The sequence below is a fragment of the Pseudobdellovibrio exovorus JSS genome, from assembly GCF_000348725.1.
In the GTDB taxonomy this organism is placed as follows: domain Bacteria; phylum Bdellovibrionota; class Bdellovibrionia; order Bdellovibrionales; family Bdellovibrionaceae; genus Pseudobdellovibrio; species Pseudobdellovibrio exovorus.
On record NC_020813.1, the window covers coordinates 1,774,409 to 1,798,068 of the forward strand.

General features: G+C 39.6%; 21 protein-coding genes and 1 tRNA gene. 5 read left to right on the top strand and 17 right to left on the bottom strand.

Translation table 11 applies throughout. From position 1 onward, the window contains the following. Window positions 1-13: 13 nt before the first annotated feature. The 3 genes from A11Q_RS08795 to A11Q_RS08805 are packed head-to-tail and all read right to left on the bottom strand — an operon-like array spanning window position 14 to window position 4,033. Window positions 14-1,240 carry a URC4/urg3 family protein gene (locus A11Q_RS08795; RefSeq protein ID WP_015470456.1) on the bottom strand — a complete coding sequence of 409 codons (1,227 nt, stop codon included), beginning with the start codon at window positions 1,238-1,240 and terminating at the stop codon, window positions 14-16. 9 nt (window positions 1,241-1,249) lie between these two features. Beyond that, window positions 1,250-2,506 carry a GTP cyclohydrolase II gene (locus tag A11Q_RS08800; protein WP_015470457.1) on the bottom strand — a complete coding sequence of 419 codons (1,257 nt, stop codon included), beginning with the start codon at window positions 2,504-2,506 and terminating at the stop codon, window positions 1,250-1,252. 51 nt (window positions 2,507-2,557) lie between these two features. After that, on the bottom strand, window positions 2,558-4,033 hold the full coding sequence (locus A11Q_RS08805) for a CoA-acylating methylmalonate-semialdehyde dehydrogenase (RefSeq protein WP_015470458.1): 1,476 nt from the start codon (window positions 4,031-4,033) through the stop codon (window positions 2,558-2,560). A 119-nt stretch (window positions 4,034-4,152) separates the two neighbouring features. Between A11Q_RS08805 and A11Q_RS08810 the strand changes: the two genes are divergently transcribed. Further along, window positions 4,153-4,827, top strand: coding sequence for a CvfB family protein (locus A11Q_RS08810; RefSeq protein WP_015470459.1), 675 nt, complete (start codon window positions 4,153-4,155; stop codon window positions 4,825-4,827). Window positions 4,828-4,846: 19 nt separating this feature from the next. Here A11Q_RS08810 and A11Q_RS08815 read toward each other — a convergent pair whose 3' ends face one another. Genes A11Q_RS08815 through A11Q_RS08825 form a run of 3 tightly spaced genes read right to left on the bottom strand, consistent with a single transcriptional unit; the run spans window position 4,847 to window position 6,849 of the window. Further along, entirely contained in the window at window positions 4,847-5,602 is a 756-nt protein-coding gene (locus tag A11Q_RS08815; protein ID WP_015470460.1) for a DUF2799 domain-containing protein, read from the bottom strand. Then, on the bottom strand, window positions 5,595-6,011 hold the full coding sequence (locus tag A11Q_RS08820) for a hypothetical protein (protein WP_015470461.1): 417 nt from the start codon (window positions 6,009-6,011) through the stop codon (window positions 5,595-5,597). The genes A11Q_RS08815 and A11Q_RS08820 overlap by 8 nt, the downstream gene beginning before the upstream one ends. Window positions 6,012-6,048: 37 nt before the next feature. Next, window positions 6,049-6,849, bottom strand: coding sequence for an HNH endonuclease family protein (locus A11Q_RS08825; RefSeq protein ID WP_015470462.1), 801 nt, complete (start codon window positions 6,847-6,849; stop codon window positions 6,049-6,051). Window positions 6,850-6,934: 85 nt separating this feature from the next. On the opposite strand from A11Q_RS08825, the gene A11Q_RS08830 reads away from it, so the two are divergent. Together A11Q_RS08830 and A11Q_RS08835 are read left to right on the top strand one after the other, a co-directional pair. Next, complete coding sequence (locus tag A11Q_RS08830) at window positions 6,935-7,876, top strand: hypothetical protein (RefSeq protein WP_015470463.1); 942 nt, start codon at window positions 6,935-6,937, stop codon at window positions 7,874-7,876. A 35-nt stretch (window positions 7,877-7,911) separates the two neighbouring features. Further along, entirely contained in the window at window positions 7,912-9,363 is a 1,452-nt protein-coding gene (locus A11Q_RS08835; protein ID WP_015470464.1) for a hypothetical protein, read from the top strand. Between the two features lie 28 nt (window positions 9,364-9,391). On the opposite strand, the gene A11Q_RS08840 is transcribed toward A11Q_RS08835, so the two are convergent. Together A11Q_RS08840 and A11Q_RS08845 are read right to left on the bottom strand one after the other, a co-directional pair. Next, window positions 9,392-10,645: a metallophosphoesterase family protein gene (locus tag A11Q_RS08840; protein ID WP_015470465.1), complete on the bottom strand. Its 1,254-nt coding sequence runs from the start codon at window positions 10,643-10,645 to the stop codon at window positions 9,392-9,394. A 101-nt stretch (window positions 10,646-10,746) separates the two neighbouring features. Then, the gene (locus A11Q_RS08845; RefSeq protein WP_015470466.1) at window positions 10,747-11,745 is read right to left on the bottom strand and encodes a PstS family phosphate ABC transporter substrate-binding protein; all 999 of its coding nucleotides are present in this window, start codon (window positions 11,743-11,745) and stop codon (window positions 10,747-10,749) included. 286 nt (window positions 11,746-12,031) lie between these two features. Between A11Q_RS08845 and A11Q_RS08850 the strand changes: the two genes are divergently transcribed. Then, window positions 12,032-12,108, top strand: a tRNA-Met gene (locus A11Q_RS08850). Between the two features lie 172 nt (window positions 12,109-12,280). On the opposite strand, the gene A11Q_RS13585 is transcribed toward A11Q_RS08850, so the two are convergent. The 9 genes from A11Q_RS13585 to A11Q_RS08895 all read right to left on the bottom strand — a co-directional run bounded on the left by A11Q_RS13585 (window position 12,281) and on the right by A11Q_RS08895 (window position 22,714). Continuing rightward, complete coding sequence (locus A11Q_RS13585; RefSeq protein WP_015470467.1) at window positions 12,281-13,426, bottom strand: Wadjet anti-phage system protein JetD domain-containing protein; 1,146 nt, start codon at window positions 13,424-13,426, stop codon at window positions 12,281-12,283. Beyond that, window positions 13,419-16,814, bottom strand: a complete 3,396-nt coding sequence (locus A11Q_RS08860; RefSeq protein ID WP_015470468.1) for an ATP-binding protein — start codon at window positions 16,812-16,814, stop codon at window positions 13,419-13,421. The genes A11Q_RS13585 and A11Q_RS08860 overlap by 8 nt, the downstream gene beginning before the upstream one ends. After that, window positions 16,795-17,382: a DUF4194 domain-containing protein gene (locus A11Q_RS08865; protein WP_015470469.1), complete on the bottom strand. Its 588-nt coding sequence runs from the start codon at window positions 17,380-17,382 to the stop codon at window positions 16,795-16,797. Before A11Q_RS08865 ends, A11Q_RS08860 begins: the two co-directional genes overlap by 20 nt. Beyond that, a complete protein-coding gene (locus A11Q_RS08870; RefSeq protein ID WP_015470470.1) occupies window positions 17,379-18,854 on the bottom strand; it encodes a DUF3375 domain-containing protein in 1,476 nt (491 codons plus the stop codon). The genes A11Q_RS08865 and A11Q_RS08870 overlap by 4 nt, the downstream gene beginning before the upstream one ends. A gap of 73 nt (window positions 18,855-18,927) precedes the next feature. After that, a complete protein-coding gene (locus A11Q_RS08875) occupies window positions 18,928-19,305 on the bottom strand; it encodes an ASCH domain-containing protein (RefSeq protein WP_015470471.1) in 378 nt (125 codons plus the stop codon). 15 nt (window positions 19,306-19,320) lie between these two features. Continuing rightward, the gene (locus A11Q_RS08880) at window positions 19,321-20,082 is read right to left on the bottom strand and encodes a hypothetical protein (RefSeq protein ID WP_015470472.1); all 762 of its coding nucleotides are present in this window, start codon (window positions 20,080-20,082) and stop codon (window positions 19,321-19,323) included. After that, window positions 20,082-21,062, bottom strand: coding sequence for a hypothetical protein (locus A11Q_RS08885; RefSeq protein WP_148284976.1), 981 nt, complete (start codon window positions 21,060-21,062; stop codon window positions 20,082-20,084). Before A11Q_RS08885 ends, A11Q_RS08880 begins: the two co-directional genes overlap by 1 nt. A 326-nt stretch (window positions 21,063-21,388) precedes the next feature. Then, window positions 21,389-21,769: a hypothetical protein gene (locus tag A11Q_RS08890; protein WP_015470474.1), complete on the bottom strand. Its 381-nt coding sequence runs from the start codon at window positions 21,767-21,769 to the stop codon at window positions 21,389-21,391. Window positions 21,770-21,943: 174 nt separating this feature from the next. Continuing rightward, a complete protein-coding gene (locus A11Q_RS08895; RefSeq protein ID WP_015470475.1) occupies window positions 21,944-22,714 on the bottom strand; it encodes a hypothetical protein in 771 nt (256 codons plus the stop codon). Window positions 22,715-22,925: 211 nt separating this feature from the next. On the opposite strand from A11Q_RS08895, the gene A11Q_RS08900 reads away from it, so the two are divergent. Next, a complete protein-coding gene (locus tag A11Q_RS08900) occupies window positions 22,926-23,612 on the top strand; it encodes an SIMPL domain-containing protein (protein ID WP_015470476.1) in 687 nt (228 codons plus the stop codon). Window positions 23,613-23,660 lie beyond the last annotated feature (48 nt).

Below are 23,660 nucleotides of genomic sequence, written 5' to 3' on the forward strand. Positions count from 1 at the left end.
CTTAATCCTACAGTTAAAAGACTGTTCCATCGCTTTGAATGTTCAATGGCGGAGTCCCACCTGCTCGTTTTTGTTGAGCAATAAAGCGACCTGCCCACCATGTGCCTCCTTCAAGAACTTTTGCCAAAGGAAAGTCCTCAGCAGATTTGTTCAAAGCCTTCTGCACACGTTCCCCGATCATGTCTAATAGCAGAACTGTTAAAGCTCGCCATTCCACAATCAAATCCATGTCAGGAGTTAATGGCGTTTGGGCCGCTTCAGGATTTCGAAGTGTTAAAAGACCTGAGTCTAACATCAGTCCACCATTGCGGTATTCTGCAAGCCCTGTAAGCCCCTCTACTTGAGTGACTTTGAAGCCCGCTTCTTCAATTGGCTCAATCAGTGAATAAGTCATCCACTGCGATAGTTTGTGAATAGGCACAAGACTTTCAAAACTACCTGCATCTCCTAATTGAGAGTGGCGCCAAACATCCCCAAGATTGACTCCATTTGCCGACAAACGCCCCGGCCAAATAACTCCTAGGCCATCCAATACTGCACGGAAAATTTCTGTGGCAGGAATTGTTTGGCCACATTTCGCCGCTAAATAATCGACAATATTTCCCGGTCGCCCATCTTTAAAAATAGTGCGATTTTCCATGGCCTTGCCTAGATTATTCAACAGCTGAACACGTCCTTCAACACCCACAAGAGGATTGCTATCAGAAACTTGAAAATACTTTTTCAAATCGGACGCCGTCACTTTCAATAAGCCCTCTTGATCAGCCTTCATAGAATAGCCATCCGAGCACATCACTCCGGAAGTGAACATGTAATAGCTTGCAACGCCTAGCCCCTCTGATCTAGCAAAACTTTTTTTTGTGCTTTCTTCTAAATACTTCCAATCCGCACCCGCGCCGGCATCTAACAATACCGATGTGATCACAAGATCTAATTGCGAACGCACGCGTTCCATTTTATCTGTGGGATCTAAAAGTGATCTGAATTTTTTTGCACGATCAATTTGTCCTGCACGAAAATGTCCCCATCTTGAGTGAAATGGGATATTCAGATCAGGATAGTTTTGACGAATCACTGACAAAACATAGTCTACAGTTTCATCTAACTTTTCTGGGTGATATTCAAAGTGACCTTTACCTGACTCTGTCAGTTGTAAAATTTTTTGCGCGCGCTCACGAATGGCCGCTGGCGATAACAAATAATTCACTTGTTTTTCTGTCAAATTCAAATTCTGACTCATACTTAATTCCTACTCTTTAATCGCGCGACCAGTTACTTTTTTAAGTTCCTCAGTCGTTTTTTTCGGCTCTTTCGAAAAATATCCCGCCGCTTTTTTCGCTTCCATCTCTACTTGTGCATCTTGGGGAATCAGATGATCCGGAATGGATACGCGGTTCACCACTTCGATTCCACTTTTGACGATGGCATCGTATTTCATATTACTCATAGAATGCAGGTTGTGAATTTTGCTAATTCCAAAAAGATGTAAACAGTCTGGCATAAACTCTTGGAAACGCGCATCTTCCGTTCCAGCCACACACTCTGTGCGTCTAAAGTAAGTCGCGGCCGTATCACCACCCTCTTGGCGCTTACGAGCATTATAAACTAAGAACTTCGTCACTTCACCAAGAGCGCGGCCCTCTTTACGATAGTAAATAATAATCCCCACACCGCCTCGTTGGGCTGTGCGAGTCGCATCTTCAATTCCATACATCAAATATGGACGACACGTGCAAATATCCGAACCAAATACATCCGAACCATTACATTCGTCATGCACACGGCATGTGAGTTCTACCTTTGGATTTGCTAGATCTTCTGCCTTCCCAAAAATATACGCCGTCGAACTGCCAATAGGTGGAAGCCAAACTTTCAGATCTGGGCGCGTAATGAATTCTGGATACATGCCGCCAGTTTCCTGAAATAAAATGCGGCGAAGATCGCCTTCGTCTACATTCAGACGTTCAGCCACCCCTGGTAAGTACCATACAGGATCAATCGCCACCTTGGTCACACAGACATCGCGATTTTCACGAATGATACTGCCATCCACCTGCAAACGACCTTTATCAATGGCCTCATTGATTTCAGGAATCTGCAAATGGGCCTGTGTCACAGAAATAGTGGGACGAATATCATAACCCTCTTCAAAAAGTGGTTTGAAATTCAACTGTGGATCTAATCCCCATGGGTCCACAGTTACCATTTTTAACGGGTCCTTCCACTGAGGGTAAGGTCCAATTTTAACAGGACTTTGAGTGTTGTTTAAATCCGGACGATGCATCGGAGGGAACTTTCCACTGGCAATAGAGAGCGCGCGATAGACCGTGTAGCTTCCGCTGTGAGCGCCAATCGCATTACGCGCTTTGTGGTTGGTGTTAGAAGCCACTACTGGTCCACGTTCCATGGCTGTCTGAGCACCCCATTTAATGGGTAATGTTTCTTTGAATTTTAAGTTACTCTGCGAAGCTAATATAATATGTGGAGAGCGTTTTTCTTTTTCCATTTTAGCCTATCTCTTCCTTTGTTTTATTTCCTATAAGTTTTACTTTAAAAACTATGACATCCAATTGGAGTCAGCTTGGGTTTCCCATTTAGTTGTGATCTTTTTCACATTCGACCAAAAATCTAAACTATGATGTCCTGTGATATCACCATGACCAAATTTTGAAGCATTGATGCCGCCAAATGAAAATGGCTCGCGAGGAACCGGCACACCAATGTTGACACCGACCATACCTGTTGAGGCTTCACGCACAACACGATCAGCTAAAGGACCGCTAGAGGTGAAAACACTGCAGGCATTTCCGTATTCAACAGAGTTCTCAATTTTCATGGCTTCTGAAATATCTTTACAGCGCACGATGCTCAGAATAGGTCCGAAGAGTTCAACTGTTGCCGCCTCTGATCCCACCTGAATATCATCTAGGATTGTAGGTCCAATCCAGTTACCATCTTCCATACCTGCTGGAGCCTTTGCTTTACGTCCATCAAGTAAAATTTTAGCTCCTGCTTTTTCCGCTTTATCAATAGCGTCGACTAAGAAATCCTTTTGAGATTTCGTGATCAGCGCCCCCATATCTTTGCCAAGCTCCATTGACGAAGCACGCGCTATGACTTTTTGAATATGACGATCCACATCTCCGACCGCCAGTAAAACAGAGGCAGCCATACAGCGCTGTCCCGCACATCCAGTGAAAGAATCAGAAATTCCAATACCACTGAGTTCTGCGTTGGCATCTGGTAAAAGGACAATGTGGTTTTTAGCTCCGCCTAAGGCCAGAACACGTTTACCCAATTGAGTCCCACGCTGATAGACGATTTTGGCAACTTTAGTTGATCCCACAAATCCAATGGCTTTAACTGCAGGATGATCAATGATTGCGTCCACAGTGAAAGCTCCACCATGAAGCACAGTGAAAACACCTTTTGGTAATCCTGCTTCCAGTAGCGCATTCGCGATACGCAAAGCCGTCAATGGAGTTTTATCTGAAGGTTTCCAAACATAAGCATTTCCTAGAGCCAAGCATATAGGAATTGTCCACATCGGCACCATAGCCGGAAAGTTGAATGGTGTGATGTTCGCAATCACCCCTAAAGGCTCACGGCGGTATTCACAGGTCACACCGCGGGAAACTTCTAACTTTCCACCTAGATCTAAATTCTGTAATGATAAAGCAAACTCAAGGACCTCAATCCCCTTCATTAAACCCGCTCTGGCTTCAGCAAATGTTTTTCCGCATTCAGAACTTTTCAAATGTGAAATTTGATCCAGATCACGCAATAAAATATTACGAAAGTTGAAAAGAATTTGGCTGCGCTCTTTGATCGGTGTTTTTCCCCAACTCACTTGAGCTTCAGCGGCGGCTTGTAAAGCGATCTCGATCTGATTGGGACTCGGTAAAGAAACCTCACCAATTTTTTTACCATTGTACGGAGAAAACACATCGGGCTGTCCGCCCTCACCTTTAACCCATTCACCATTAATGAGGTTATGACAAATAACCGGTTCGACAGGTAAAATCGTCTGCATAAAAACCTCCCTGATTTAAGCAAACTTAAAATAAACCAAAGATTAAGAATAAAACAAAGACTTGTCTTAGCAAGGACATCCCTTGCTGATGCGGGGTATAATCGTCTAAGATCTACTCTATGTCCTCAACAGGTTTATTCGCCATTCTCAGAGTTGTTTCATTAGAAAATATCGGTGCATTTTTGAACGGAGACGCATGGCGCTCATACAGTTCAGCACACTCACAACCAGAGGATAAAGACCTTTTTCTTCCTTTTGCCGAACAGACTCAAAGACTGCAAATCGGACAGGAAGTCTTAGTTTATATTTATTCAGATAACCAAGGTCGACCGACGGCTTCGATGCGAATAGAAAAGTTCACAGCCCAAGATGGGACTCAAGTCTATAAAGTCGAACAAAAGGTAGATCTGATTGTATTTGCGGAAACAGATCTGGGATACAAAGCTTTGATCAACAACACTCACTTCGGACTGCTTTACAAAAATGAAGTTTTTAGACCTTTACATTACCTTGATGAAATCAGTGGCTTCATTCGTAAAGTTCGCGAAGATGGAAAGATTGATTTAATTTTACAGGCAGCAGGAAACAAAGGCGCGGAAGAATTGGGTCTGATGATCATCCAAACTCTTGAAGACAATAACGGCTTCTTACCTTTGACAGAGAAAACTCCACCCGAAGAAATTTATCGCCTGTTCGGTGTCAGTAAAAAGAAGTATAAAATGGCCCTAGGTTTTATTTATAAAAAGCGACTCGTCCGTATCGAAGATGACGGGCTTCATTTAATTAATAAGTAATAATCAGAAAGCCATTCAATTAGTATTCTGTACGAACCACTTCCACTTGCAATTGACGATTCTGTTCGCGCAATTTGTTTTGCTCGCTGCGCTTATTACTTACAGTGTATTCCAAATTTCTGACCTGTGAACTAAGGCTGTTATAGCGTTCCATAGCCTGCTCGTTTTGGCTGGCTGACAATTGATAGCGCTGCATTTCTAAACGACGTAGACGCAGTTCACTTTCAGCAGAGCTAATCTCGCGCTCGAGTGAGCTGATCTGACGATCATTTTCGGTGATCATCACATTCAAGTATCGTTTACGTCCACGATTAAACTCTTTTAAAAATTCTGGCTCTAAACCAGAGGGGCAGATTTTATTGTAAGGATGTCCGGCGCTACCAGCGCTATAGCCATTGGATTTTTGACAATAAGCGGTCACGCCTTCTAAGTGGCGCGTACGAAGCAATGTTAGGTTCTCGCCGATACACATCTCGCTAGAAAAAAACTGACCGTTACGTCCCACTTGATAAATAGTTTCAGGCTGACAGTACTTGGCTAATCCACTTTTAAAGCCGCGATCTAAATCTGAATCCGAGATATTCGCTTCAGCCTGACGACATTCTAAAATGAATTGGTCTCCGGTTAAACGACGTCCATCCAAGGCCACCTTTTGACCATAGTCAAACCAATTAGTGGATTCACAGTCTTTACGTTTAAAGTAAGAAGCACACGAAGAAAGACTTAAACCCACCACTACTAATAACAATATTGAAACGATCTTTTTCTTATTCATAAGCTCTTAAGGTCTCCCACTTTTCTTTAACTTGAGCTTCCGTCAACTCCTGCGAGGCCAAATCACTGGCAAATATTGCCGTTTCTAAACCTGACTTCACCAACATACGAATAGATATCCAAATCAAAAGTAGTAAAGCACAGCCCACCCAACTGAGCATCACCGCCACCACTGTAAAAATGGTATAGGTCGTGCGCGCTTTCTTATACTCAGCCATGGTGTGACCATCTTCATTATCGGAAACGACTCCTTCAAGGTCATTCCAACGCAGTCCTATTTTAACTAGATTTTTTTGTAATGTACGATACTTCACCCAACGATAGCGGGATAATTGAAAAAATGAAAATAGCAGGCCAGTGATTAAAGATGCTAAACATCCAGCCGCAAAAATTAAAGCTAACTCAGGCATTGGATTATTTTAAACCCAAAAAATAGCGTTTGTCCTGTTAAAAAACTGGGGGTGCAACACAGAGATTCGCATTCTGCCGCATATAATCACGCTGAGTGCGTAGCTCTTGCGATGTCACATCAAACCAAGATCGATTACAGTGATTCTCTTCCACGATCTGCTGAATGGCTTCTTTTTCCACTGGGGTTACACGTAAAGTCCAAATCAGTTTTACATTCAACCACTGTTTAACGAATTGGCACATATAGGCTCTGTTCGGTGGCGTATAGCCTGCTGGAGAATGATCACTTTTCTTTAAGTTCTCGCGGCCATTCACAGAAAGTAAATGGAAGTTATTTCCCATATAGTTCGCATACAGACAGCGCTTTTCGAAATCCCACTCGTGGGCTCCGGTCATGTAAGCATTCTTAAGAGCGACCAAATGATCAATCTGGATATCAGACGCTTTGAAGTGCATACGACCTGTGTAAGGATCATCCCACTCACCACTTTCAACACTGCAACCGCTGGTTGTTAATTTCACCTCTGTCTGCGAATCACGAATAAGAACTTTACCGCGCGTGTTCAGACAAGATTCTGGAGTCTCGTCCCGCAGCCATCCGCCGAAATGACGATCGCGATTATATGGAGCTTGCGGCAGTGGAAAACTTTTTTGTATATGACGATAATTCAGCAAATTAATAAATCCCGAAACAGGGGCTTCTTGGATTTCAAAATAATCAGAGTAATGAAAGTCTTCACCACTGGATGTTAACGCATCAACATTAAGTGCATTGAGATCTGCAAAGGCAGCTACAGAAAAGACAAACGCGATAAGCGCCACAGGCCACTTCTTCATGAGATCCCTCCTTGAATCACAGTCAGAGCTGCCCCTATTTGAACTTGACCTTTAGTGGATTAGCAAGCACTAAATTATACATTGCATGTCAGACATTATTCATAAAAGGAATTATAAAGATCGTTATCGTACAATTTTTTGCGATCGTGATTTCTATATAAAACATCAAGCTCTTTTCCGTCTGTGGAAAACTCGCTTCCATGGCTTTTCCGATGTGGAAAAAGCCACCGCATGGACGCTGGCGCTCTGCTGCTTAAGGCGTCCAGAAGATTGGTTTGGAGGCCGTCGTCCTCGATCAATCAGTCCTCACATGAGCGAACCATTACATCCGCTGAGTTTGGAAAACTTATTCGCAGGAAGTCCTATCAGAATACCCAATAAAGTTTCCGGTGATATGAATGTCCTCGACGCTTTAAATACCTTGCTCGTTAAGGCTGTACCGGAATCTTGCTTTCGCAGTCTGATCTATACCCATACAGGTCGTTATCCTCTTTGGGTAACACAAGAAGTACCGACGCCTGAAGAGTTATTGCATTTGCAAATAGCAGGACGACGCGTGCTTTCGTACAACGAAGATTTTACCTCGTGGCCTGACACACTTTATGCCGATCGCGATTTTTTAGGATTTGTTTTACATGATCTTATACATGCCGATCATTTTTTTCATGATCCCCTTCATCGCGATGGTCAGTTGGGATTCTATCGCTTTATTGAAAGTATCTTACACAACAAATCTTTGACCCGACTTTTAGAGTCGGAAAACTTTCGCAAAGGATTCGAGTACATTATCTCTGATATGAACTCACATCCTGTCCATCTTTTTCAAACTCTGCACTCCCTTGTTTTTTCAGAGATACAAGATGATGCCACCTCATCTACGATCTGGAGTGCATGGTCTAGTAAACCCGAGTTTCTACCAACAGAGGTTCTTGCCTTGAGTCGCATTAATGGCCGCGATTTTAGTGTATCTGATGCCCAACAACTTGAAATATTATGTATCAGGCTAGGACAATCCAGTTCTCAGTAGTTATTTAGATCGAATTCGGCTAAAATATAGACATTATGGGCTATGTGGTCGCCATCGAACGTGATCCAAAATGCTTCAAAGAGATTCAAGACAGTTGGTCTGAAGTCACTGTTGAATTGAATCACGAGATGTCGTTGTTTTCATCCCTTGCCGATTTCCAAGAATTCATGGCTGATCCCGACAATGAAGGTAAAAAACCTCTTTTAATTCTGATTACTATCGAAGAACTTCGTTTGCTTTTACCAGAGACAGAAGACCTTGAAACTAAAATTCAAAAGCTGAAAGAACTCTATGGTGCTGAGATCATGCTTTCACTTTTTAACGATCCCGTAAAATCCATCAAAAACATCGAGACTCTTTCTGTTCGCAATGTGCTTTATAAACCTTTTGATTTAACCATCTTAAAAGAGCACACCCGCTTTGCTTTACTTCATGGCAATCAGGTAAAAACTCAGCATGTGCACACCACGCAGACTGAAACCATTATCGAGCACTTAAAAAAATTCACTCTGCTTGAAGTTTCAGAATTTGGATTTAAGATCACTAAGAAATATCCCTTAGAAAAAAATAAAGCTTATAAGTTTTATCACCCGATCTTCAGTCATCGAAAAGCTCAACATATCTGGGCGCGCATGATCAATGAAACAGACACTCACTACGAGCTTTTTTTCTGTCAGAATACAAATGCTGTGCTTTCGCAAATTCGTAAACATATCGCCGCTTCCAAAAACAAAGTTAAGACGCCGCAGTGGGTGGGTATCAGTGACAATGCTCAAACCACTTTAAAAATTGCCCTACAAACAGATGAAAAAACAGCCGAATCGATAAAAGAAGTTTTAAATCGCTACTATCAAGGACTTACATTTATCAACTGCCTAGATGCAGGAACTGGGGATACCGGTAATGCGAATCCCGCCAGCGGCTCAGCAACAGCTCTGATTGAAGCCGATGTTCTGATTACGGATATTAAACACAGCGATAGCAGTTTGCAGGCTCAATTTAGCAATCAGCCTCTGATTATCCGTCTGTTTGACGAAAACCTAACACGCCTTGAGCTGAAGCCGCGTTTAGAAGTTGAATATCTAAGACTTGAAAAACCTGTGGACCGATCTTTAATGATCAAGTTGTTCCACCTGTTATTTCCTAAAATTACCGTCAGTGATGAAGTGATGCAATTGACTGCCGTGGTGAATGAAGTGACCGCATTAGCTGAAGTGATTAAAATCAAAGAATTTTCAGAAGCGGCGATGCTATTTTCAGATAAACATATCCACGAGCTCGGGGAAGTGATTGAGATCGCTCTACCTCAGGAAGATGAAAATCATCTGCAAGAAGTGAAGGGAAAAGTTCACTTTGTCAGCGAAAAACCCGAACAGGACAAACTCACTCTACAGCAGTTTGTCCTCTTTGGAATGAAGGATGAATATCTTAAGACCATGCGTCTGTGGTCTTTACAAAAACATATCGAAAAAAACCAAAAAGACTAGGCCATCTATAAAGACTAAATTGACTCCACTACTCGCAGAAAACGCGCTGTTGTTCCATCTCGCACGTTAACACTTTTTCTCCGTCTTTGTCTTTAAAATGCAGCTTCCACTTTTTAAAGCCTTCACGTTCAAACACTCCATAACCATAGCTGCTTCGTGTTTCTGTCGTGGTGATCACGCGGTGATTATTAATAATCCGCCCGAAAGCATCTAAAACAGTTCCCGAATTTCCAACAACGATTTGCAGTGGTAATTGCTTGCGTGGCACGATCTGCTGACTGTGCACATGACCTGATAAAATGTAATCGACCTTATTCAACAAGCCCGCTTCTTTAGCTAAGACAGCGAAGCGATCACTGGCTTCTACTGGTTCGGCCAATTTTTCATCTGGCACAAAAGCAAAGGCTGGCACATGCGTTAGTAGCCACACTTCTTTACCTTGCGCTTCTTTTTGAATTCTTTCTGTCACTTGCTTTAAAAGTGGCAGCCACTTCTGGCGGTGTTTATCCTTTATCTTTCCACTGCCAGAGAGTGATGAGTTATCAAAACTGATAAAGACAAGATCCTGCATTTCAATCCATTGATACTCTTCTATGTCACGGCACTCAGACGTAAAATCCTGCTGATGGGCTGATAACGGCGCCCACCCTACATAAGCCCGCTCACAATCTTCGTGATTACCGCGCACCAACAAAACAGGAGACTTCTTAAATAAATCCTGTGATGGCCCGTAGAAATCATCCCACCATGCCGCCCAGCCATAGCCACTGCTTTTGGTGACACTGGGACACTCTTCGCGAGTGCAGTGTTCACGATAGTGGTAGTCTCCGGTATGAATTAAGAAATCATAATTTTCTTTCACCACTGATTGTACGAGTTGAGGAAATATCCAGTCTTGTCCATCAAGGCAGTTTTGATACGAGTACTTCCCTTTAGATTCTTTGAGTCGACAACCAGTGTCTCCGATAACCGCCAAACGCAATTGCGAAGCGTTCATTTTAAACTTTTCAGCACTGCCGCTCGTTTTCGATGTTGAGGTTGATGTTGAGCCTTGTGTTGAATTTTGAAAGCTCAGTTGGGGCCAATCTGAAGACTGTGGTTTGATGCTGACAGTTTGTAAGCCGCTTCCTGTGATTTTGCGAATCTGAAAGGCTTTGAAGTTCGCGGCTGGTGACTCTGTTTTAGGCGTCGAACCGCAAGAAGATAAGAATGCAAAAGTCACAGTGAATAGGATTCCTACCCCTGCAGCTTTGAGCAATGTTGAATAGCTGTGTGTTTTCATACCACCAGCCTAGCAGTCTGTTAGGCCGAGGTAAAGTGGCTAGAATGAGTGAACCTATGGCTATCTTCTGCCGTTAACTTTCACTGTTAGTTTTCCGGCTATTAGTGACTGGCTTCTTTTTTCAAAAGATCTTCAATTTTAAGACCCACATAGTGCCCGTCACCGAAAACAGTCCCAGTTTTCCCCTTAACGAAGTGATCGGCAGCAATCGTATAGGCTTGAGCTGGTAGCGCCACATACTTCACCTCTGGAACAATCGCCTGAGCATTCTTTAAATAGAACTTCACGAACTCACCCACTTCTAGGCGCTGAGCTGACTTCGCATTCACATACAGCAACAATGGACGCGAAAGCGGAAAGTAAGTGCTGTTTTCAACTGTCTCTTTCGAAGGAAGGACTCCGGTTTTAACAGGAGCTTTTGCGCCGCCAATGATCGCTAAGGCCTTTAGTGATTTTTTATTTTCCACATAATACGACATTGGCAAATAACCGATTGAATTACGATCACCACCGATACCTTTAACTAAAGTGTTGTCGTCTTCTGAAGCGGTGTAATCTCCGCGTGATGATTTGGCTTTTCCCATGATGGCTTCCGTGAAGTAATCGAACGTTCCCGAATCTGAACCCGCTCCGAAAAGTTTCATCTCTTCATCTGGCCATGCAGGGTTTACTTGTTTCCAGCGTTTGATTTTGCTCATCGCAGATGGCTCCCAGATTTTTTTCAATTCTTCCACTGTGATTTCATTGAGCCATTTGTTGCTAGGATGAACGGCCACTACTGTTGCATCGTAAGCAATCGGAAGTTCAAAGAACTCAATACCCTTTTTTTTGCAATCAGCTGCTTCAACAGCCGTGATCGGACGAGACGCTCCTTGCAAATCCGTTTCTCCGCGACAGAATTTTTTAAATCCACCGCCCGTTCCTGAGATGCCGGCGGTGACTTTGTATTTGTTTTTCTGCGCCATTTGGAACTCTTCCGCCATCGCTTCTGTGATGGGATACACCGTGCTGGAGCCATCGGCTTTGATAAGAGATTGCCCGTGAGCTTGAGAAAGTACGATTGTGGTCAATGTGATAAGAGTCAAAGTTTGCTTCAACATAGAGTCGTCTCCTGTAGACAATATTCAGGGATCTTTATGAGCTTACTTTGCCCTGAATGACCGCGACAGTCCTGTTAGGATTTTATTAAGATTCTAAGAGGGCTTGGGGAAGTTTTGGAAGGAAGCTTTTGCGGGTGTTTATAGGTAATTTTAGCCTGTTTTTTGGGCTTATTCTGTGATGTCGTGCTATTGGGTTGGTTTTGAGGGATGGAATTTGGGACTTATAAAAGGCGAAAGTTGACAAGGCTTCCGTGGGCCATTAAAACTGATTGTTCTTTGACAACGTGGTGGGGTAGCTCAGCTGGTTAGAGCAACGGAATCATAATCCGTAGGTCGGCGGTTCAAGTCCGCCTCTCACTACCAATTTTCTCAAAAGTCTGGTTCTCTGGTTCTCTTCACTTCACGTTAGATAGATTCAAAAAGTCTTAAATAAACAAGCACTTAGCGTTCTCAGTCGGTAATTTTTAAAGCTCTTATACCCGAAAGCCCTCCTCTGGTTCTCTTCAGTATTTTAGTTGAAAATAGCAGCCGAAATCTACAATTTAAAATCAGAAATTTTAATACGTTCTTGCTCCAAGCGAACCCCTTGACCGTATCTATTGCTTCTTAAATCGTTAAATAATTCTAACTCGGCTTGTGACAAACCACCACAAGCCCCCTGATACTGAACTTTCTCTTCAACCCACAAATTCTGATATGAAAATAATGTATCAAGATCCATCAGTCTTGACTCAGCCTTTGGAAAGGCCTCACGAATATTAGAAAGAATCGAAAAACCATAAGTATCAATATCACCCCAATAAACAATTCGCTTATTCGAGATCCATGGGATTTGTTTAAGTAAAGCAGCTTTGTAACCGAGTTCAAAAAATACAATTGTCTTATCGTAATGAGGAAGACATAACCCCGTAATCTTATTTTCTACTATAATTATATTTTCACATGGTATTTCTGTTTCAGCTAATTTTTCAATCGAAGTTTCGATATCCTCTAATCCATAAAAAAGTTTTTGAATATTTGGATCTAAAATTCTAAACCTGACTCTTCCCGATTCTTTTCTTAGACCCAACCTTTCTTCAAATTCTAAATTTTCAAGAATGGCTTCATCGTCACCGGTAAGAGCACTTACAACCTGTAAAATTATCTTTTTATGGTTTTGAATAAATTTAGTGTCTACATCAGGAATTTCTAACTGACGTATATATAAATTTGTTTTGGGATTATTTATTAAAAATCTAGTTACTGCCAAAATCTTCGACCAAACAGAATTGTATTCTATTGCCAACTGAGGTGATTTCACAAAAAACTCTCTAAGCTTTGAGTTATCAATTAGTAATAGCTCATCTATTGTGTTTTTAAACAACTGATAATCTTTAACTTTAGAAATAAACTTCAAATAAGATTCAAGATTTGGAAAAACTACTTTATCAGGAATGCTTTGAGTTCCCCGCTGCCTATTGTTAACCTCAGTAGAAACAACTTCTAAAGAAAACTTTTTACATTCTTTAGCCAGTTCATCTATTTGCTGCCCGACCGTTACAAACTGATCTCTTAATTGAGCACTGGAAACATTACGTAAAGAAATTTCCAATGGAAACTTATTTTCACCTAACAAGTAGGATCTGAATATTTCTTTTGACTCATAGAGCCTTTGTGCTTTCTTTTTTAAATCTTCAAGCATCAACCACATCTCCAACATTAGCTTGCTTGTTGCGATGAGAATTTTTACTTTCTCGAAATTGCTCTATAGTTAGCGTGTGCAATCGAGATTCTTTAGACGCTTCATTATGAACAAAATGCACATGACTGACGTAGTCTTCAATTACATGAATTTTTTGAAGTGGTGTCACCACTAATAACTGCAAGTTTAGTTTTTCAAATAAAGTAAGACCATACCTAGCACTCTCGTCAGAGCCTCGCCCAAATGCCTCATCAATCATTACGAACCTAAATGATTTAGGTGATTCCTGCATCGAATCTATTCCATACTGGTATGCCAAAGCAGACGCAAGCACAGTATAGGCTAATTTTTCCTTTTGGCCTCCTGATTTACCACCTGAGTCTGGATAGAACTCTTTTTCAGTGTTATCAGCGTGAAATTTTTCTGACGCCGCAAATGTAAACCAATTTCTTACGTCTGTTACTTTAGCTGTCCACCTTTTATCTATATCACTAAATTGTTGTCTTCCTCTGAACCTATCAATCAAAGTTTTAACTTGAGTAAACTTTTGTTCATTATAGACATTTTCTACCCCTGCGGTATTAGATAAAATTTGTCTTAAGTCGTTTCTAAAAGTTACAATTTCTTGATCTGCACTTTTGTTTAAAAGAATACTTATGTAAGTACCTTCATTGTAATCAATATCTCTTAAACAAACATTGATTGTCTTAATCTTACCCTCGATATTTCTTTTCTCTTTTTCAAGTAACTCTTGAAACATCGCCATGCCTTTAATTGTATCTTCTTTCAATTTTTTATAAAACCGTTGCTCATGACGTGGCAAATCTTCGTCTTTCAACTTTTTAAGAATATTTGAAATTTCAAATAAGCTTTTTGGTGAAGCATCTATATTGGTTGTAAATTCTGGAAACTGACTTAAAAATCCACCTATCAACCTGACAATTCGTTCTTGATCTTTTTCAGTTATTTTTGAAAGTGCATCTATTTTACTTTGAATACTGTCACGCAGTTGATTTTGTTTTTTACCTAAATTTGCCAAATTAACATCTGAAAATAATTTTAACGTCTGACAAATTTCATCTAAATGAGGAAATACTTTTTCAGTCACTTCTGAATCTAAAGTACTTAATTGCTCTAAGCAGTTAACTTTGGATTCTTCTTGCTGTTTAATAGTGCTGTCAAGAGCACCCCAACTTTTCTGCATTTCGTTCAGTTTATTGTCGAATTCTTGTATTTTATCATTAGAAACTTTAATTAAGTCCTCAATTGCTTTAAGATTGCTTGACTCAGCCGTTAGTTTTTTGATTTCTTTTTCAATGCTTAAAATTAACTGCGATATGTCATACCAGTTGATGTCCTCGAAAGACAAAAAGTGTAAAATTCTTTGGCAGTTCGACATTCGTGAATCTAATTCAGATTTAGTTTTATTATTTTGTAAAACTTTATCGATTAACTTCTGCCCTTCATGCTGAAGCAATTTAAGATCATTCTTTAAAGATTCAATTTTTTCTTTATTTGACCAGCCTAGAATGTATCTACTTTTATCATCTATTCTAAATCTATCATCTTTTTCATGGCGTTTATTAAAGGATTTTATTTGACCACTAATCGAAATCGCCCGTACTTGTTTTTGGAAATCCTCTACAGACTCACAGCATATGAAATTGAAGTGCCCTTCTAGTTCCTGCCTGAGCCATGCAGTAAACTGAGAGTCTTTTTTGATATCAAGCTTTCCTAATAAGGTATCTTGCGCTGGTTTTGAGTTAATTGTTCTTCTAGCTTCATTTACTCTAAAATATACAAGTTTATCCTTCAGGTGTGTCCTATTTACATAAGCAGATACATCCAGATAATCTTTTTCCGAAACCAGTATACTTAAACCGAAACTTCTTAAGACCCGCTCAATTGAACCTTGCCACTTTTTTTCGCTCGATTTGACCTGCAAAAGCTCTCCTACAAATGGCAAATCTTGCTCATTGAGATTTAATTCTCTCGCCATGTTAGCTCGTAAATCCAAACTATGTTTTGGAATATTACTCTGACGACTTTTTAGAGACTCAATCTCTTCAATTATTGAACTTTCTTGCGTTTTAAGCTTTGAAACATCTATATTTAGATTCAGGATTTCTGTTTCAATTTTGTCTTTGGCCAACTTTGTTTCATCTTGTATTACTTGAGCTTGATTTTTATTGGTTATAAACTCATCTACGCTCTTAGGCGTTGGCAATCCTAAAAACGAACAAGGTTCATCGTATCTATTATGCTGACTTAGTCTGCGATCTTTTTCTTTAGATTTTTCTTCTATTGTGCTCTTCAAAGACTGGATACGTCCGCCACCTGCCGACTGCAAAGAAACCTGTAAATCAATAAGATTTTTAGACTCCGCTTGTCTTAGATTTTGCACATTGGTTAAATTAGATTCGGTTCTTTCTTTTTTTTCATTTAGATTTAGAAGCGACTCTTCTAATAATTGAAATTTAATTTTTGCTAAATAGGATTCTGTGTGACTACGATATAGTATGTTTTCAGATTTTATTTTTTGATCTTCATTATATTTTTTACCCAATTCAACTATTGGCTCTAGATGTTCAATTTGTTTACGAGCTTTAATAACTGCCTCGTGTGCATTACGCAAGTCTTCAAAAGAACTACACAGCTCTTCAATGTGGTTTTCAACTTCAGTTTTTTCAAGCATATGCGTTCTTACAAACTCAGTCAGGTTGCCAACTGATTTCATAGACACGGCTTGATAAAACAGATCTAGCGCTTGATCGCTTTTAATTCCAAATTCTTGTCTAAAGCGAATGCTATATTCTTTAAAGCTGTCAAAAACTTCACACCCATCTTTTTTCTTCAAATTCGATTTGATATCTGAAATATCTTTTTTGACAGCAAAAAAGTCGTTTTTAATTGAAAGTTCATTTTCGGCAAGAACGTAAAATCTATCTGGATTTTTATCGTTTTTTCGCAAACGAAAGACCTGCGCTAACGTTATTGACCTTTGCATGGCCTCATTATGAAATACACCCAAAATAACTGAGTAAGAAGTTTCATCTCTAAGAGTTAAAAGCTTACTCGTTTGACTTTCTTCGTCCTGTTCATTTCCATATGCACCTTTAATGTAAGTATAAAGACTGCGTTCCTGCTTATCAGCACCAGCGGCCTTGTTATATGTAATTTTATTATGCGGAACTAGCAAAGTTGTTAATGCATCCACTAATGATGACTTACCAGACCCAACATCACCCGTTAAAAGATTTTGGCCTCCGTTTGTGAATAGTGTCCATACTTTATTGTGAAAAGTACCCCAATTATATACTTCGAGATGCTTTAACCGAAATCCAGGTCGCTGACCTTTAACGAATAAATCAAGTTGATCTTTGTGCATACTCTTTATATTCCTCTATTCGATTTTGCAGCTCAGCCAACCTAGAAGCATCAAATAGGGCCGCTAAAATTCTTAACACTTCTAATTTTCTTTGATCGTGAGTCATTCTTCGTAAAACACCCATATCCACTGCCTTTTCAATAAGGCTGTCGACATCTTTCTTTTGTTTAGTTTCATTATTAGTTTCTGGTAAAAATACTTTCATCATTTGAATTATATCACGCTCATCCAATACGACACGAGCTTCGCTTGATGAATTATCATGCTCTGCCAAACGTTTTCTAAGTAATATGAGCAAAACACTTAACTCAAACGAAAGCTCCCTTTGCTGGATAAGTCGTGGCACTACTTTGTCGTCATCAACAGATTCACTAGCTAGAGGCTGCCTCAAAAATGCAAAACCAAAGTCATCGTGAACAAAAACATTAAGACCTATATGTTGAAAATAGTCGTGAACTTGCTCTTTATAAATCAAAAAGTCTTGCCACAGGACTGGCATTGAATCACGATAAATTGGTCCCTTTAATAGCTGGACAAGTACTTTTGTTTTTTTAATGTCAAAGCTCATAATAGCATCCTTTGAAAAATCACCTGTGGACATTTAACTCTTTTTTTATTTCCTTTTTCATTCAACATTTCAGCTATGAAGAACTTGTCTTCATAGACATGAGTATGTTTGCGACGCTCAGCAATTTTTAAGTAACTGATAACTTCAGATAACCCCTTGCTTGGTGGATTTTCTTTTAAGATATCTTCTAGGGAGGTTTGCTCATTTTGAACCAGTGAACTTTCAATAATTCTTTCTAACAGTTGTTCATCAACTATATTAAGTGAGAAGAGCTTGCTCATGTCATTTTCAGACAGAATGGTCTCATCTGTGCTGTCTACCGGCTCATTCAGTGGAATCATATCTGGTATTTCAAACAAGGGACGACTTGCGCTTAGATTTAAAGTCGGCTTCAAAAAAGGTACAGAAAAGAAATACTTATCAAAGTCCGCACCCCGCAATTCAATAATAGTTTTTTCCATTTCAGAAATCATTTCAACAATACGTTTGTTTTCGGCAATGGATTTTTCAGACAAGTATTTAGTTAACTGGCTAGTCAGTTGATTATTAACTATATAGACCTTATTTCCAGCATCGAGGAGGAAGTCTCTAAACAAAGGCAGAACCCCTTTATCTTCAAGTGTGGCGATTTCAGGCTGTTTTAATACGTTTTCTAATAGTTCCTCAAATTCATTTTGCTTTTCACTGTGAATTAAAAATTCCCAAAAAGCTCGGAAGCTTTTTCCTTGATCGCTCTCTGAAATTTCATCTTCTCCACCAAATACGTCATCTAGAAAATCACCTTTGGTTTTTACCGATAATGTCATCTTTTCTCTGACTTCCCGATCTAGCTTTCTAAAATTTTCTTCAACCTGACGAAAATCAGATAGCAATGTATTTGCTGTATCATCTAACTGGTAGTAACGCTCCTTAATTTGAGTAGCATCAGGTCTTTCCGTTTTACCTGTTGATTTAAATTTATCAATTTGGTCTTCGATTTCTTTTTTCTTTTTATAAAGATCGTCTAAAATTTTATTAGGATCTGTTTCAATTTTTTGATTAAGTTCGTTTAATAATTGAAATATGGTAAGTAATCTCGACTCCGTCCCTACAAAATTTCTTGGGTTAAGAGTTTCCAGCCATCGAATTGCTCGCTCAGCATCTGGCGTAAGGTCAACTTCAGGCATGTCTCCACGGCCTGTGTATCTTTGACTTAACCAGGCTTTATCAGGCGAACTCCAATCTTCAATATATTCTTTAGCAGACTTTGGTGGAGCATCATCTGGATACTTTTGACGAATGACGTACAAATAATTATCTAGAGCTTCTATTATTTCAGAAACAGTAATAGATCGTCGATTAGTTTGTATAAATACTCTATATAGAAAGCTCGCAACGAAAGGAGCCATAGTTGAAGATAGCAATCCCCAAGCTGCACTAAACTTGCGTAGATGATGTAATTGCTCGAATGTAATTTCATGGCGAATTTTCACCTAAATCGTTTAACTTGAGTGGTAATATATCAGCAAGATAAAACTAAATAATGTCTTATTTTGTGCTTATATTTTAAGCCAATTGCCTTTTCCCAAACGGAAAAAACCAACAAGGTTGGGCTTGCTGCTTCGGTTTGATCGGCTTTCTATAACGACGAGGCTTTCGTAGCTTATAGCCGTATATTTTATCTTCCTTAAGATATACACAATCTACAACTTCAACTGAGCCAACAATCAAACCTGTCGGCAAGTCACCTGGTTTATAACCTGTACGCTTCCAACGTTCTTCAGCGCCTGGTCTTAGCGAGGCGTATAAGAATACACGTCCACGAATTTGAGTTGGACGACTTCGGTATTCGTATTTCTTTTTTCCAGTTAAAATTTGCTCTATAAACGGCTGCTGAATACTGATTGCACGACCGCTTTCAACGTCTTTGAAATACATTTTCATAACTTCATTTTCATATTATAAATAAAATGTTTTCACAGATGCGATCACATCCGCAAGAGTTCCAAGATTGTTTTGCTTACAGAAATCTTTAATTCCAATATCAGTCTCCATTTCAGAAACAACTCTGATGTACTCAGCTAGATGTGCCTGCGGAAGCCCAGTAAGTTTGAAAGCTCCACCATTTGGCAATGCAGCTGAAAACAATAAAATATCATTGCGGTGTTTTCTGATATCACGCTCATCAACTGAAATACCCCGAGCAGATCTATCTCTAAGCTCGTTAAATGCTCGTGCTTTTAATGGAATCTGAGCGACCGCTGTTATGTATTTACAGTTTTCGCCATCTTGTGCGTTACTTTTAATGAGGTCGTAATATTCATCTTCGAGCAAGATCCCCGAAAATTGAGTTCCAGCCTCTATATTTTGAATAGGAATAATGTGTTGGTCTTCTAAGAGTTTTAGGTCTTCGGGTTTTTTAGAAAAAAGCTCTATCTGTTTTGGAAACTCTAACTTACGAGGTTTGTTGAATCTAAAGAATTGAGGGCTTCCATCACTTTTTTCTTTGTTTTCGTATTCACCCTCTTTGATGTAAACAGCTAATGCTGATAAAAAATTCTGATCTGGCTTCATAAATACGACGATGTCTAAATCTTTAGTGGCACGAAACTCGCCCCCTATTGCGTCCATCAGCATGTCACCAGCCACTCCACCGACCAAGACATAATGGTCTTTAAATTCGGCCAGTCGATCTGCAAAGTGTTTTAATCCGTGAACCATTATTTAACCCCAATTTCTTTTAATAAATCATCCAAAGCTATTTGCGTTCTATCGTCAGTATAATCTCGCATACTTAAATACAAAGATACTGGATCGACCACATCTTTTTTTGCTAATACTTGTGGGTCCCAATTCCATATTTCAAAACAGTATTTAGCAAACTCTTTAGGAGTCGCTTTAACTTCCTTGCCCTTAGTCATTTCCGCAAATTTCTTTTTATAGACAGCTTTAGTTTTTATACCACCATCGTGTAACATTGAATATCTATCTAAAGCGGTATAACCCGCAAGTTTGCCCGTGGCTAAGTTTTCGTCTGTATATATTCTTTTTATAATGGGATTTTGAAAAAACGGCTTTAGGCTATTCCAAAGATCCTGTGTTTTTGGAAACTGGATATATTTATAAGTACCTTTTTGATTTAACTCGACAAGTTTTGCAGCCTTAAGTTCATCAACAATACGGCTGGCTTGCATTTTTGTGCATTTAAAAATCAAAGCTAGATCAGTAATTTTTTTGTTTTGAAGTGTTTTGTAATTGAGCTGGTAAATTAAAACCATCATAGCCCAATTAGTTAACTTAACAACTTCTCTATTCATTTCTTCTTTTTTGTACCCGTTAAGTATCAACAGAACTTCAGGTAGAAATACATCCCCCTGATTGACTACGAAATTGATTCTATGGCTCGTTAAATGTTTAGCTTGATAATGGCCTAATTCATTAAAAAAGAAAATTACGGGTTTTTTAAAGGCTTTGCGAATCAGCTTTTCATGTGTTGTTAGCTTTTTAACTTCGATATCGGCATTTTTAGTTTGAGCTAATATAAACTCTTTATTCATGATCTCAATCTGTTTCAAATCATAGCGATTGAGAATCAATTTAGGCAGATTTACTCGCTCAGCCTGAATACCTTTAAGACTGCCCGTAAGGTTAGGAATCCCCGTCAAATCGTTTAAATAATTTCTAAAGTCTATTTGTTCCATATACACCATAGTAACATTATATATCGGTTAGTAACATAAAAATGTTAATATAATTTATATTTTGTTAATTATATGAAATTATTGTTTTTTTAAATAAAAATAGGAGCTTATTTAGACAAATGATCAAAAACTATAAAATTTAAGGCGTTGCTATTTTAACTAAATTATGCTATGCTTATTTCGCTGTAAGACGAAACAAGCATAGTCTTTTTGGTTTGTTTTCAAGCTTTTCGATCACCCCTCATTGCCCTTATAACTTTGTGTGAGATGAACTCTTAGAGACTTTAAACTCTGAGCCTTTTTTTATTCTCAGGATTTCTCAGATATCAACTCCCACAAGCCGGAATAACCACGGAAACCGAGCAGGCTTCTACTGCTGCTTCCTCGGATTCGTAGCCTGAATCATCGGTGCACTTGGTGTCTACGTATGAAAATGTCAGAGCTCCGGTGTTTTGATCTAACCAAACTTGCACGTTGGTTTTTTCGATGTCGTCATTGGCCATGTTTTTCAAAACAGCTCGGGCCTTCCATGCGTTCCCCACATAGCAAGCTTCACCGTAACCTTCGTAGGCTAAAAAAGTCGTATCTTCGACAGTCTGACTCTTGAGTGATCCTTGAGTGTAATAAAAAGGTGTCTTACTTTCTGTATTGGCAAAAGCGGCAATTGAAATAGAGATCCCCAAAAGTAGTCCAAGTGCTGGCTTCATTATAAACTCCAAAAAAATTGTTAATTTATCTTGCTGCGCACACTAGTTCATTGAAGTGGGACTTCAATGAACTCTCAAAAATTTGAAAAAAAGAATCAAGCGTATATTTGGTCGACAGTCTTTATGTCAAGATTCTGTTAAATTGACAAAGACGACTTCGACCAAATTCGCCAACTACCACTGATAACCTAACTGGATACCAATGCCATCTTGCGATGTTTTTTTAGCGCCATCCCAATCGAGCATCACGTGATTGAACTCTAAAGCTGCCGCTAGAGCTTGTCCGCGAGTGCTGACACCAATCGAGATATTTTGATGTGTCCCTTTATCATCATAGTTGAACTTACCAGAGTTGTTGTTCACTTCTGTTTTCGTTTTATGTTGATCATACACAAATGAGGCGTACGGAGCCCACTCGGCAAAACCATAGCCCACACTCACTCCCGTGCGTGTTGTTTGTAATTCTGTTTTTGCTTTTGCTGTTCCCGTAGAGCTTTCTTTACTACGGCTTCCATAGCCCACTAAAAGTGAAGCTAACACAGTATCTGACTGACGATGATTTAAGAACTGCCATTTAACCCCTACCACTTCGCTGTCCACTGTAACTTCGACGCTGGGGTAAACTGAAAGTTTTAAATCCACATCCAAGTATTCTAATAAAATTAACTCTGTAGAATTAATATCGTCATTGATTTTGACACCATTACGCACTGGCGGATTGGACCCAATACCCTCAACTAACATCACTGTCGTAGGCTTAGCTCCTGATAGAGCCACCATTCCGCCCCATTGATTGTCATTGGTCATCGGCGTTATAAAATGTGCCGAGTTCATTTCGATAGAATGAGTACATCCACTCACGATTAGACCTGAAGCCAATAAAACCAGCAGTGCTATTTTATTTCCAGCTTTATTCCTCAAGCTCTTTCCCATTATATTTTTCACTGTACTCTCTCCTTCGTTAGCTGATTATTTTTACCACCTCTATAAGCCACTCTGTAATGGAAGCCACTTATATAAACTTTTTCTTGCCCCATAGTATCTACAAAAGCTTCTTGATGTTAAGTAAATGTCTAGACTAACGACTGAACACATCGTGAATTGACCCCTTTCACAATCAGTGAAAACATAGAAAGCAACAACAAATGAGGTCCTTATGTTTCGTACATTAACTTACACAGCAACAGCTATTATCTGTGCATTTCTAGTCAAATCTGGGTTAGAGCAATTTCGTAGCTCTGAACGCGTTGTCGAGGTTCGTGGTCTCTCAGAACGAATGGTGACCTCTAATGAGGCCTACTGGGCGATCACTTATGCAGCTCAGGGTAACGATCTGAATGCCACCAATGCTCAATATCAAAAAAATCAAAAAATTCTGTTAGAGTTCTTCAAAAAATTAGGATTTAGTGAAGACGAGATTCAAAAATCACCGGCGAATATCGTCGACAATTGGGCAAACTACTATGGAAACTCTCGTCCACCAGATCGCATCACCATTCGCGGCACCGTCAGTGTCAGCACAAAAAAAGTCTCTGAAGTGGCGAAAGCTTTGGATAAAACAGATGAGCTGATTCAGTTAGGTGTGACTTTTGAAAGCTCGACGACTAATTACATGTTCACTGACTTAAATAGCATCAAACCTGAAATGATTAAAGAAGCTACAGCGAATGCCCGCCAATCAGCGCAACAATTTGCTGACGACACTAACTCTAGTTTAGGAAAAATCAAATCGGCGTCCCAAGGGCTTTTCAGTATTACTGATATGAACTCTGATTATGAATCGCGCCAGTCCATCACGAAAAAAGTTCGTGTGGTTACTCAAGTCGGCTACTATTTGAATTAGATATTCCGCCCTTTTCAATTTCGTGGTAGATTACTGGTAACAGGAGTC